The organism is Pseudomonas imperatae (assembly GCF_057128625.1).
This window is the reverse complement of sequence record NZ_JBSKHP010000018.1, coordinates 105,124-117,397: the sequence shown is the minus strand read 5'-3', so window position 1 is coordinate 117,397 and position 12,274 is coordinate 105,124. Positions and strand designations below refer to the sequence as shown.

The 12,274-nt window shown below is 66.8% G+C and carries 11 protein-coding genes and 1 pseudogene; 7 read left to right on the top strand and 5 right to left on the bottom strand.

Annotated features, from left to right (window positions below; genetic code table 11):
• Positions 1-74: 74 nt before the first annotated feature.
• Positions 75-1,127: an NAD(P)-dependent alcohol dehydrogenase gene (locus tag ACWKWX_RS22055; protein ID WP_483828917.1), complete on the bottom strand. Its 1,053-nt coding sequence runs from the start codon at positions 1,125-1,127 to the stop codon at positions 75-77.
• Between the two features lie 183 nt (positions 1,128-1,310).
• Between ACWKWX_RS22055 and ACWKWX_RS22050 the strand changes: the two genes are divergently transcribed.
• Both ACWKWX_RS22050 and ACWKWX_RS22045 read left to right on the top strand, forming a co-directional pair.
• The gene (locus tag ACWKWX_RS22050; RefSeq protein ID WP_416423764.1) at positions 1,311-2,213 is read left to right on the top strand and encodes an AraC family transcriptional regulator; all 903 of its coding nucleotides are present in this window, start codon (positions 1,311-1,313) and stop codon (positions 2,211-2,213) included.
• Positions 2,214-2,335: 122 nt separating this feature from the next.
• Positions 2,336-3,121, top strand: a complete 786-nt coding sequence (locus ACWKWX_RS22045; protein ID WP_483828916.1) for a CSS-motif domain-containing protein — start codon at positions 2,336-2,338, stop codon at positions 3,119-3,121.
• 317 nt (positions 3,122-3,438) lie between these two features.
• On the opposite strand, the gene hppD is transcribed toward ACWKWX_RS22045, so the two are convergent.
• Positions 3,439-4,515 (bottom strand): 4-hydroxyphenylpyruvate dioxygenase, encoded by a 1,077-nt coding sequence (gene hppD / locus ACWKWX_RS22040; RefSeq protein ID WP_416423762.1) that lies wholly within the window; start codon positions 4,513-4,515, stop codon positions 3,439-3,441.
• Between the two features lie 329 nt (positions 4,516-4,844).
• Here hppD and ACWKWX_RS22035 point away from each other — a divergent pair, with 329 nt between their 5' ends.
• From ACWKWX_RS22035 to ACWKWX_RS22025, 3 genes are all read left to right on the top strand, one after another.
• On the top strand, positions 4,845-5,669 hold the full coding sequence (locus tag ACWKWX_RS22035; protein ID WP_416423761.1) for an HDOD domain-containing protein: 825 nt from the start codon (positions 4,845-4,847) through the stop codon (positions 5,667-5,669).
• Between the two features lie 179 nt (positions 5,670-5,848).
• Entirely contained in the window at positions 5,849-6,160 is a 312-nt protein-coding gene (locus tag ACWKWX_RS22030; RefSeq protein WP_473006295.1) for an RcnB family protein, read from the top strand.
• A 313-nt stretch (positions 6,161-6,473) separates the two neighbouring features.
• Positions 6,474-7,403, top strand: coding sequence for an AEC family transporter (locus tag ACWKWX_RS22025; protein ID WP_483828915.1), 930 nt, complete (start codon positions 6,474-6,476; stop codon positions 7,401-7,403).
• A gap of 4 nt (positions 7,404-7,407) precedes the next feature.
• Here ACWKWX_RS22025 and ACWKWX_RS22020 read toward each other — a convergent pair whose 3' ends face one another.
• Positions 7,408-8,253: an SDR family oxidoreductase gene (locus ACWKWX_RS22020; protein WP_483828914.1), complete on the bottom strand. Its 846-nt coding sequence runs from the start codon at positions 8,251-8,253 to the stop codon at positions 7,408-7,410.
• A gap of 89 nt (positions 8,254-8,342) precedes the next feature.
• On the opposite strand from ACWKWX_RS22020, the gene ACWKWX_RS22015 reads away from it, so the two are divergent.
• Entirely contained in the window at positions 8,343-8,723 is a 381-nt protein-coding gene (locus ACWKWX_RS22015; RefSeq protein ID WP_483828913.1) for a winged helix-turn-helix transcriptional regulator, read from the top strand.
• Between the two features lie 109 nt (positions 8,724-8,832).
• Here the strand turns inward: ACWKWX_RS22015 and ACWKWX_RS22010 are convergent, their stop codons facing one another.
• Together ACWKWX_RS22010 and ACWKWX_RS22005 are read right to left on the bottom strand one after the other, a co-directional pair.
• Positions 8,833-9,561, bottom strand: a complete 729-nt coding sequence (locus tag ACWKWX_RS22010; RefSeq protein ID WP_416427585.1) for a methyl-accepting chemotaxis protein — start codon at positions 9,559-9,561, stop codon at positions 8,833-8,835.
• Between the two features lie 126 nt (positions 9,562-9,687).
• Positions 9,688-10,458 (bottom strand): annotated as a pseudogene (locus ACWKWX_RS22005) (MCP four helix bundle domain-containing protein); the annotation flags it as partial.
• 224 nt (positions 10,459-10,682) lie between these two features.
• Here ACWKWX_RS22005 and ACWKWX_RS22000 point away from each other — a divergent pair.
• Positions 10,683-12,263 (top strand): aldehyde dehydrogenase (NADP(+)), encoded by a 1,581-nt coding sequence (locus ACWKWX_RS22000; RefSeq protein WP_483828912.1) that lies wholly within the window; start codon positions 10,683-10,685, stop codon positions 12,261-12,263.
• Positions 12,264-12,274 lie beyond the last annotated feature (11 nt).

The following is a 12,274-nucleotide window of genomic DNA, read 5'->3' as shown; positions in this document are numbered from 1 at the left end:
TGCGTACGCTGAAGATCTTCAGTGCATGCGAGGGCCAGCGCAGCCTGGCGGCAGCGGCTACGGGGTGCGGTGCATCAGGCCTTCAGGGTGGCCATGTCGATGACGAAACGGTACTTCACATCACCCACGATCATGCGCTCGAACGCTTCGTTGATGTTGCGGATGTCGAGCATCTCGATGTCACAGGTGATGCCGTGCTCGGCGCAGAAGTCCAGCACTTCCTGGGTCTCGGCGATGCCGCCGATCAGCGAGCCGGCCAGCACGCGGCGTTGCAGCACCAGGTTGGCAGCGTGCAGCGGCGGCGACACCGGCTCGATCAGGCCCACCAGGATGTGCACGCCGTCGAAGGTCAGGGTCTGCAGGTAGGGGTTGAGGTCGTGCTGCACCGGGATGGTGTCCAGCAGGAAGTCGAAACGCCCGGCGGCAGCGGCCATCTGCGCCTGGTCGGTGGAGACGATGACGTGGTCGGCGCCCTGCTTGCGTGCCTCGGCGGCCTTGCTGGCGGAACGGGTGAACACGGTCACTTCGGCGCCCAGGGCCTTGGCGAACTTGATGCCCATGTGGCCCAGGCCACCCATGCCCAGGATGCCGACCTTGTGGCCAGCGCCCACGCCGTGGTGCTTGAGCGGCGAGTAGGTGGTGATGCCGGCGCACAGGATCGGCGCGGCAGCAGCCAGGTCCATGCCCTCGGGAATGCGCACCACGAACTCTTCACGCACCACGATGTGGTCGGAGTAGCCGCCCATGGTGTTGGTGCCGTCGATGCGGTCCGGGGTGGCGTAGGTCATGGTCGGGCCGGCCTGGCAGTACTGCTCCAGGTCCTTGCGGCAGGCCGCGCACTGCTGGCACGAGTCGACCATGCAGCCCACGCCCACCAGGTCGCCGACCTTGTAGTTGCGCACGGCCGGGCCCACGGCGGTGACCTTGCCGACGATTTCGTGGCCAGGCATCAGCGGGTACACGGCAATGCCCCACTCGTTGCGGGCCTGGTGCAGGTCGGAGTGGCAAACGCCGCAGTACAGGATATCGATGCTGACGTCGTTGGCGCGCGGGTCGCGGCGTTCGAAGGCCAGTGGCGCCAGGGGCGTGGTGGGGGTAAGTGCGGCGTAACCCAGAGCTTTAGACATGCGGTACCTCTTTTGCGATAACAGGGCACAAGCCCTTAAAGCGGCGGCATTGTCCGGATTCAGGCGCCCCGGGGCCATGGGTGATCCTGCGCGATGCATGCCTATTCCTCCGGGAGCCCCCGCAGGCGGGCAAAAATTTGCGATCATGGCACCCTGACTGTCATCACCACTGCGGAACCCTTCATGTCACCCACCTGCCACCTGGACGCCAATGCCCGTCTGGTGTCCCTGCTCCAGCCCCTGGCCCACTGCGACGGCTTCCTGCCCACGGCCATCGACGGCCTGCGCGTGGTCAGTTCCCACGGCAACGCCGCCCGTTGCCCACAGATCTACGACCCCAGCCTGATGATCATTGCCCAGGGCAGCAAGATCGCCTACCTGGGCGAGCGTGCGCTGGAGTACGGCGCCGGCCACTACCTGGTGCAGGCGCTGCCGGTGCCGTTCCAGTACGAGACCTTCGCCACCGAGCAATTGCCGCTGCTGGGCGTGAGCATTCCCATCGACCGCCTGGTGCTGGGTGAGCTGGTGCTGGCCATGGGGCCAGCCGAGCATCAGGTGCAGACGCCCTCCTCGATGGTCAGCGCCGAGCTGGACGAGGACATGCGCTGCGCCGTGGAACGCCTGCTGGAGTGCCTGCACGACCCGCAAGCCTGCCGCATCCTGGGCCAGTCGCGCCTGCGCGAGGTGCTGTTCGCCGCCCTGCGCGGGCCCCAGGGCGGGGTGCTGCGCGCGCTGGTGGAGCAACAGGGGCAGTTCGCGCGCATTGCCGGCGCCCTGACCTGGCTGCACAGCCATTTCGATCAACCGCTGCAGGTGGATGAACTGGCGCGCCGGGCCAACATGAGCGCCTCGACCTTCCACGAGCATTTCAAGCGCGCCACCATGGCCTCGCCCATCCAGTACCTCAAGCAGCTGCGGCTGATCAAGGCACGCTCGATGCTGGTGGCCGAAGGCATGAGCGTCAGCCAGGTGGCGCACCGCGTGGGCTACCAGAGCAGTTCGCAGTTCAGCCGCGAGTACAAGCGCTACTTCGCCCGCAGCCCGGCCCAGGAACGCCTGCCGCGCGCCGAGGCGCTGGCCAACTGAAACGGCCCACCGGGCGCTGCGTGAAGTCCCACGCCATGCTGCGATAGCGGCCACAAAAACGCCGGGCACGCGCCCTTATGCTGGCGGGATGATCCTCCTCCCCCCGACACAAGGACGTGCCCATGAAAGCCTTTCCCCTCCCCTCGGCGCGCGTGCGCGCGCTGCTCGTCGCCGGGCTTATCGGCTTGCTGCCGGTGCTCAGCGGCATGCTGGTGCTGCGCTGGCAGGTGACCCGCACCTTCGAATTCCAGGCCCAGCATGTGGCTGGCGAAGCCGTGCGCCAGCTGGACAGCATGATTGACCAGGCCGCCCAGAGCGCCCAACGCCTGATGCCACTGGCGGGCAAGCCCTGCAACGCCGCGGTGATCCAGGCGATCCTGCAGGAAGTCACCATCGAGCCCTACGTGCGCTCGGCCAACCTGGTGCGCAACCACGACGCCTACTGCAGCTCGTTCTACGGCGCCTACAAGCGGGCGGTGGAGCCTGGCGAATACTTCAACCGTCACCTGCTGTTGCGCGCCAGCAACCCGGTGACCCCGAACGAGGCATCGCTGGTGTACCGGCTGTACGAACACCCGCTGGGCGTGCGTACGGTGATCGACGGCCGCACGCTGGCCGAGGCGCTGCGGCTGATCCAGGGCGACACAGTGCTGATCATGCAGGTAGGCAACGCGTTCCTGTGGGGCGACAGCAGCATCCAGGATGGCGAGATTCCCGACCACCAGGTGCATCACACCTCGCAGGTGTCGGAACGCCATGGCTACCGGGTGCACAGCGGGTTCTCGCCGGAGAAGGCCTGGGAGCTGTGGAGGATACAGGGACTGTCGACCCTGGGCGGGTTGTTGTTGCTGGGTGTGCTGACCGGCGGCGTGTGCCATTGGCTGTTGCGCCGCCAGCAGCGTCCGTAGCAGCGGCCGCCAGGCCGCGTCCGCGTGCACCGCGAATCGGCGGTGGGGCCGGACGCTGCCTGCGGCAGCTGCTACGCACATCACCCGTAGCAGCGGCCGCCAGGCCGCGTCCGCGTGCACCGCGAATCGGCGGTGGGGCCGGACGCAGCCTGCGGCAGCTGCTACGCATATCACCTGTAGCAGCGGCCGCCAGGCCGCGTCCGCGTGCACCGCGAATCGGCGGTGGGGCCGGACGCAGCCTGCGGCAGCTGCTACGCATATCACCTGTAGCAGCGGCCAACGGCCGCGTCCGCGTCCGCGTGCACCGTGGATCGGGGTTATTCGGTGCTTAGCACGCCGCGCTCGATCTGGTCGCGCTCGATGGATTCGAACAGCGCCTTGAAGTTGCCCTCGCCGAAGCCGTCGTCGCCCTTGCGCTGGATGAACTCGAAGAACACCGGGCCCATCAGGGTCTGCGAGAAGATCTGCAGCAGCAGGCGCTGGTCACCCGGCTGCGACGAGCCGTCCAGCAGGATACCGCGCGCCTGCAACTCGCCCACCGGCTCGCCGTGGCCGGGCAAGCGGCCCTCGAGCATCTGGTAGTAGGTGTCGGGCGGCGCGGTCATGAAGCGCATGCCAATGGCCTTCAACGCGTCCCAGGTCTGCACCAGGTCGTCGGTGAGGAACGCCACGTGCTGGATGCCCTCGCCGTTGAACTGCATGAGGAACTCCTCGATCTGCCCGGCGCCCTTGGACGATTCCTCGTTCAGCGGGATGCGGATCAGGCCGTCGGGCGCGGTCATGGCCTTGGAGGTCAGGCCGGTGTATTCACCCTTGATGTCGAAGTAGCGGATCTCGCGGAAGTTGAACAGCTTCTCGTAGAACCCGGCCCAGTAGGCCATGCGCCCGCGGTAGACGTTGTGGGTCAGGTGGTCGATGACCTTGAGGCCCGCGCCCACGGGGTGGCGGTCCACGCCCGGCAGCCAGTTGAAGTCGATGTCGTAGATGGAGCTGCCCTCGCCGAAGCGGTCGATCAGGTACAGCGGCGCGCCGCCGATGCCCTTGATGGCCGGCAGGCGCAGCTCCATGGGCCCGGTGGCGATCTCGATGGGCTGGGCGCCCAGTTCCAGGGCGCGGGCGTAGGCCTTGTGGGCGTTGGCCACGCGGAAAGCCATGCCGCACACCGACGGCCCGTGCTCGGCGGCAAAGTACGACGCCAGGCTGTGCGGCTCGTTGTTGAGGATCAGGTTGATGCTGCCCTGGCGGTACAGGTGCACGTCCTTGGAGCGGTGCTCGGCCACCTTGGTGAAGCCCATGATCTGGAAGATCGGCTCAAGGGTGCCAGGGGTGGGCGAGGCGAATTCGATGAACTCGAAGCCCATGAGGCCCATGGGGTTGTCGTAGAGATCGGCCATGATGTGTTTCCTCGTGCAGGCAGTGCGCTAAAAACGAAAGAGGGTGTCGTTCGGTCAGGCACGTGCACGGGGTGGCGCGCAGGAGATGCCCCGCACGCTGCGGGCGAGAAAATCACCAAAAATCAATTTGAACCCGAGTCGCTTCATGTGGACCCATTCCCCGCCGGTTTATTCTTATATGCGTAACTTGATTCTACAACGCGTAATTCGATTTGTCCCGCCCTGGTTTCCCGGTCGGGGTAACAGCACATTGCGTCGGGATTTGCCGGGCAAGCCGGCAAAAATTGCCTATGGTTGAATCTACCCGCGTCCACAACAGGTGTCATGCCATGGAAATCGAAACGCTATTCGCCGATCTGCACAGCCTGCCCAGCATTCCCAAGGTGGCGCAAGACCTGATCCAGCAGTTCGACAGCCCCTCAACCAGCCTCGAAAGCGTGGCCCGCAATATCGAGAAAGACCCGGTGATCGCCGCCAAGATCCTGCGCCTGGCAAACTCCGCGCGCTTTCGCGGCGCCCGTGAGTCGGCTAGCATCGAGGACGCCGCGCTGCGCCTGGGCTTCAACACCCTGCGCACCCTGGTGCTGGCCTCGGCCGTGACCGGTGCCTTCAAGGCCAGCGCCAACTTCGACCTCAAGGGCTTCTGGCTCAAGAGCTTCCAGGTGGCCGGCATCTGCCGCCTGCTGGCCAAGCAGGCCGGGCTGGACGCCGAGACCGCGTTTACCTGCGGGGTGATGCACAACATCGGCGAGCTGCTGATCCAGACCGGCGCGCCCATGGTGGCGGCGCAGATCAACCACGCCCACAAGGCGGGCAACGCCGGCCGCGCGGCCAGCGAAACCCTGCACCTGGGCTTTGGCTACCCCGAGGTGGGTGCCGAGTTGGCGCGGCGCTGGCAGCTGCCGGTGAGCATCCAGCACGCCATCGCCTACCAGGCCCGTCCCGTGCAGGCCCCGCCACCCGCCGAGCTGCCACGCGTGGTGGCCCAGGCCATCGCCATCTCCGACGCCCTGCAGGCCAGCGGCGGCGACACCGACGACGCCCGCGAGGCCGTGGACGGCCCGCTGCTGGAGGGCCTGGACCTGGACGCGCTGTTCAGCGCCCTGCCGGCGGTGCTGGAAGCTGACAAGGCGTTTGCCGAGTTGTTGACCTGAGGGGCCCCGTGGGAGCGGGCTCTGCCCGCGAAAGCCACACTGCGGGGAAACAGTCCGACCGCAGTGGTCTTTTCGCGGGTAGAACCCGCTCCCACAAAGGCGTCCGCCGGCAAAAAAAGGAATGTTTCGCGGCCCCCGGGGTCAGAGGTTGTGACGACCTCAATCACCGGGAGTACAGGATGAAAATCACGACATGGACCGCGATGGCGGTCGTGGTGGCAAGTCTGAGTGGCGTGGCGGGGCTGGCCCAGGCGGCGCAACCCACGGAGCCTGCGGTGCAGATACCCGGCACCGACACCGGCCAGTTCAAGGTCGGCGACAAGATCCCCGACCACTTCCGCCGCGACTCCGAAGAGGTGAAGAACTGGCAGGCCCACGGCCTGTCGGCCCCCGACGAGGACAAGAGCCACTGGGTGCGGGTGAACGACAAATACGTGCTGGTGCAACTGAGCAACAGCGTCATCGAGAAAATCGTGCCGGTGAAAAAATAAGCCCCTGCAGGGGCTTTTTCGCAGGCAACAAAAAACCCGCCGAGGCGGGTTTTCTTCAAGACCATCCAACTCCTTGTCGGCAGCCCTCCGGGCCAATGGTCGATCTTCCCTGATCCCGCTGCACTCCTGTGCAGCAGTTGATGGATCCAAGTCTACGCAGGGTGAGAATTTTCCCATAGAGGAGATTCCCGCCGGCCCGTGTAAGCATTCTCCTACACGCTGTGCGCCAGCCGCGGCAAGAAAGATTGGACGCTAACGATTCACTTCCTTAACCTTGCCAGCTTGTCCGGCACACCAAGGTTTCCTGCTGCTCATGTCTTCCGTGTTGAATGTCCTGCTGCCCATTTTCGCGCTGATCCTGGTGGGCTATGTCTGCCGCCGCACCAACCGCCTGGGCCCCACCGCTGCCTCGGAAATCAACCGCATGGTGGTGTGGCTGTGCCTGCCTGCGCTGCTGTTCACCTCCACCGCCACCGCCACCTGGGAGCAGATCTGGCACCCCGGCTTCGTCGCCACCTTCACCCTGGGCACCCTGGCGATGTTCGTGCTGACCCTGGCGCTGCGCTGGAAGAAGGCCGGGCACTTCGCCGATGCCAGCATCGACGCCCTCAGCGCGTCCTACGCCAACACCGGCTACATCGGCATTCCCCTGTGCGTGATGGTGCTGGGCGGCAGCGGCCTGGAGCCGGCGCTGATCGCTTCGCTGCTGGTGGTGTGCGTGCTGTTCGGCCTGGCCCTGGTGTGCATCGAGATCGGCCTGCAGAGCGAAGCCCAGGTGCACCGCATTGTCTTGAAGGTGCTGGTAGCGCTGGCCAGGAACCCGCTGGTGGTGTCGCCGATCCTGGGCGCCTGCTGGGCCATGACCGGGGCGCCGCTGCCGGCCCCGGCGAGCAAGTTCCTGAGCCTGCTGGGCGCGGCCACCACGCCCTGCGCGCTGATTTCCCTGGGGCTGTTTTTGGCGCAGAAACAGCAAGGCCCCCGCCAGGGGACCTCGCTGCTGGTGCTGATCAAGCTGGTGGCCCACCCGTTGCTGACCTGGTTCCTGGCCTACAAGGTGTTCCACCTGCCGCCGCTGTGGGCGCATTCGGCGCTGCTGCTCAGCGCCCTGCCCACCGGCACCGGGCCGTTCATGCTGGCCGAATACTACAAGCGCGAGGCCTCGGTGGTGTCCAGCACCATCCTGATCTCGACCCTCGGTTCGCTGCTGACCCTGTCGATCTGCCTCTACGTCATCAACAACTGACGCCTCAGCCCTTCAGGGCCACCGCCACCGCCTCGGCCACCGGGGTGGTGGGCCGGCCGATCAGGCCGCTCAGCACTTTGCTGTCATCGAACAGCGCGCCCTTGGCCGCCGCCGCGTCGGAGTTGGCCAGCAGGTCAGCGATCGGCTCGGGCAGGCCCACCTGCACCAGGACGGCCTTGTAGTCGGCCTCCGGCAAGTTGTTGTAGGGCACGTTTTTACCGGCCTGGCGCGACACCTCGGCAGCCAGCTCGGCCAGGGTGTAGCTGCTGTCGCCAGCCAGTTCGTAGGTCTTGCCCACGTGGCCTTCGCTGGTCAGCACCACGGCGGCGGCCTCGGCGTAGTCGGCGCGGGCAGCAGAGGCGATGCGCCCTTCCCCAGCGGCGCCCAGCAGGGCGTCATGGGCCACCGCGGCCGGCACGCCGGCGCTGTAGTTCTCGTTGTACCAGCCGTTGCGCAGCAGCACATGGGGCACGCCGCTGGCGGCCAGCGCCTGTTCGGTCTGCTGGTGTTCGGCGGCCAGGCCCAGGGCCGAGCCGGTGGCGTGCAGCACGCTGGTGTAGGCCACCAGCTGGACGCCGGCCTGCTTGGCGGCGTTGATGACGGCCTGGTGCTGGGCGGCGCGCTTGCCCAGTTCGCTGGACGAAATCAGCAGCAGTTTGTCCACGCCCTGCAGGCCTACCACCATGGCTTCGGGCTGGTCGTAGTTGAATTCACGCACAGCCACGCCCAGGTCGCCGGCCTTTTCCGGGTGACGGGCCAGGGCGATGATTTGGTCGGCGGGCACGCGCTTGAGCAGCGCAGCGATAACCAGACGACCCAGCTGACCGGTGGCACCAGTGATTGCGATCATGAAGATTTACCTTGGCAAGTGATGAAAGAGCGATCACCCTATAGCCTAAGCTAACGAATAGTAAGTACGCACAAAAAGGTAAGTATGAAATGAGCGATTCATTCTCCGCCCAGGCGCGCCGGGGCGAACTGATGGACGCCAATTGCCCCTCGCGCGACGTGCTCAAGCATGTCACCAGCCGCTGGGGGGTGTTGGTGCTGGTGATTCTGGCGGGCGGCATGCACCGCTTCAGCGACTTGCGGCGCAAGATCGGCGGGGTCAGCGAGAAGATGCTGGCGCAGACGCTGCAAGGCCTGGAAGGCGACGGGCTGGTGCTGCGCACCTCGCTGCCGGTGGTGCCACCCCATGTAGAATACCGCCTGACGCCCTGGGGCGAGGAAGCGGTCGCCCTGGTGGGCGGCCTGGCGGACTGGATCGAGCGCACCTTGCCGCAGATCATGGCGCACCGGGCGGCGGCCGAAATCGAGTAGGGCCCCGTGTAGCCGCTGCCGCCAGGCTGCGCTGGCCCTCACGTACACCACACATCTGCGGCGTGGCTGCCGGCCAGCGCAGCCTGCGGCAGCGGCTACGGGGCGAACCTCAGAACTTGAAGCGCGACACCAGCCCGTCGAGGTTGCCGGCCAGCTGCGCCAGGTCGCGGGTGGCTTCGCGGGACTGCTCGGCGCCCTCGGCGGCGCGGCTGGCGAAGTCGCGGATGTTGAGCAGGTTGCTGTCCACCTCACGGGCCACCTGGGCCTGTTCCTCGGTGGCGCTGGCGATCACCAGGTTGCGCTCCATGATCTGCTCCATGGCCTGGGTGATACCTTGCAACGCTTGGGCGGCACCGTCGGCGATGCCCAGGGTGGCGTCGGCGCGCTGGGCGCTGGTGTGCATGGCCTGCAGTGCCAGGTCGGAGCCGCTGCGCATGCCCTGCACCATGGTTTCGATCTCCAGGGTCGACTGCTGGGTGCGGTGGGCCAGGGCCCGCACTTCGTCGGCGACCACGGCAAAACCACGCCCCGATTCACCGGCGCGCGCCGCCTCGATGGCCGCGTTCAGCGCCAGCAGGTTGGTCTGCCCGGCGATGGCGCCGATCACGTCCAGCACCGTGCCGATAGCCTGGGAGCGCTCGGCCAGGGCGCTGACCTGGGCCGCGGTGGCCTGCAGGTCGCTGCGCAGTTGTTCGATGCTGGCGCGGGTGTCGGCGACCTGCCCCTGACCCTGGCGCGCCACCTGATTGCAGTCGCGGGTCGAGTCGGACGTGGACACCGCATGGCTGGCCACCTCGTCCACCGCCGCGCTCAGCTGGGTAACGGCGGTGGCGGCCATGTTCACTTCTTCGCTTTGCCGGTGCATGCCGTCGCTGCCGGCCTCCGAGGCCTGGCGCAGGGCGTGCAGGGAGGATGCCAGGGCGCTGGCGCTGGTGGAGATTTCACCCAGGGTCTGGCGCAATTGCTGCTGCATGGCCGCCAGCGCGGTCAGCAGGCGCCCGGCCTCGTCGCTGCCGTCGGCCTTGATCGGCTGGCTGAGGTCGCCGCCGGCAATGCGCTCGGCCGCGGCCAGGGCGGCGTTCAGCGGGGTGACGATGCTGCGGGTGAGGATCAGCGCCAGGCTGATGGTGGCCAGCGCCGCCAGGCCGATAAACACCAGGATCACCGTGCGCGACCGCGCGTACTGCTCGGCCGAGCCCTGGGTTTCGTTGCCGATGCCGGCGCTGTAGTAGTCGGCCAGTTCATTGAGCTGGCTGCCGGAGTCATCCACCAGCGGCTTCATGTCCACCAGCAGCAGCTTCAACAGGCCGGCGCGGTCGCCCTGCCCAGCCAGTACGAACGAGCGTTGCAGGGCGCTGTTGTAGCCGTTGAGCGACTGCTCGAAGCGGGCAAAGATCGCCTGCTCCTGGGGCGTGTTCACCCGTGGTCGGTAGCCCTGCAGTTTCGCCTGCAGGTCGTTGAGGCGGGTGTCCATCTGGCTGCGGTAGCTGGTGATGCTGGTGGGGTCGGTGTCCAGCGCCATGCGCAGGGAGATGGTGCGGATGCGCAGCATGATTTCGCGGATGTCACTGACCGCCCGCAGGCTGGGCACCCAGTCGTTTTCAGTGGCCACCTGGCCCTGGCGAATATTGGCCATCTGCCCCAGAGCAAAGAACCCCAGCAGGGCCACCAGGGCGGCGATCAGGGAGAAGCCGGTCAAGGCGCGGGGGGCAACACCGATGTTTCTTATTAGCATGAACGTGTCCCGAGGCAGGTGAGTAATGGCCAGTGGCCAAATCCTGCCTAGTTATCGTACATCACAGTGCGATCTGTAGCCCTGAACGCAAATATTCTCCGATGGAATACCCGTCTTTACTCACGGACCTGCGATTGCACAAGCCTCATCATGGTTGTACGATGTCCGTCAACATCAAGCCGTTAGTGCTTTCTCAGAACAATCTGAAGAACCAGGAGATCACGATGTCCACCCTTCTCGGCCACAACTTCATTGCCGGCAGCCGCAGCGCCCAGGGCAGCAAGCGCCTGCAGAGCCTGGACGCCACCACCGGCGAGGCCCTGCCGTTCGAATTCATCCAGGCCACCGAAGCCGAAGTCGACGCCGCCTGCCTGGCCGCCGGCAGCGCCTTCGCCGAATTCCGCCACCTGAGCCCGGCCCGTCGCGCCGAATTCCTCGAGGCCATCGCCGACGAAATCGACGCCCTGGGCGACGACTTCGTGGCCATCGTTTGCCGCGAAACCGCCCTGCCCGCCGCCCGCATCCAGGGTGAGCGTGGCCGTACCAGCGGGCAGATGCGCCTGTTCGCCAAGGTGCTGCGCCGCGGCGACTTCCTCGGCGCGCGCATCGACCTGGCCCTGCCCGACCGCAAGCCGCTGCCACGCGTGGACCTGCGCCAATACCGCATCGGCGTAGGCCCGGTGGCCGTGTTCGGCGCCAGCAACTTCCCGCTGGCCTTCAGCACCGCCGGTGGCGACACCGCCGCCGCGCTGGCATCCGGTTGCCCGGTGGTGTTCAAGGCCCACAGCGGCCACATGGCCACCGCTGACCAGGTGGGCTGCGCGATCATCCGCGCCGCCGAGAAGACCGGCATGCCCAAGGGCGTGTTCAACATGATCTTCGGCGGCGGCGTGGGCGAGTGGTTGGTCAAGCACCCGGCCATCCAGGCCGTGGGCTTCACCGGTTCGCTGAGCGGCGGCAACGCCCTGTGCAAGATGGCCGCCGAGCGCCCGCAGCCGATTCCGGTGTTCGCCGAGATGTCGAGCATCAACCCGGTGGTGCTGCTGCCCGAAGCCCTGGCCAGCCGCGGCGAGACCGTGGCCAAGGACCTGGCTGCCTCGGTGGTGATGGGCTGCGGCCAGTTCTGCACCAACCCGGGCCTGGTGATCGGCGTCAGCTCGACGGCCTTCACTGCGTTCCTGGGCCAGCTGCAAACGCAGATGGCCGCCCAGGCGCCGCAGACCATGCTCAACGCCGGCGGCCTGCGCAGCTACAGCCAGGGCCTTGCGCACTTGCTGGCCCACCCGGGTGTCACCCACCTGGCTGGTGAGGCCCAGTCGGGCAACCAGGCGCGGCCGCAGCTGTTCAAGGCTGACGTGTCGCTGCTGCTGGAAGGTGATGAACTGCTGCAGGAAGAAGTGTTCGGCCCGGCCACCATCGTCATCGAGGCCAAGGACGATGCCCAGCTGAAAGCGGCCCTGCAGGGCCTGCGCGGCCAGTTGACGGCCACGCTGATCGGTGAGTCCGCCGACCTGGTCGCCTACCAGTGGCTGGTGCCGCTGCTGGAGCAGAAGGTCGGGCGTATCCTGGTCAACGGCTACCCCACTGGCGTGGAAGTGTGCGAGGCCATGGTGCATGGCGGCCCGTACCCTGCCACCTCCGACTCCCGCGGCACCTCGGTGGGCACCCTGGCCATCGACCGCTTCCTGCGCCCGGTGTGCTACCAGAACTACCCGCAGGAGCTGCTGCCTGAAGCACTGCGCAACAGCAACCCGCTGGGCCTCAAGCGCCTGGTGAACGGCGAGTGGAGCGACGCCGCGCTGTAGCGCAAAACCCC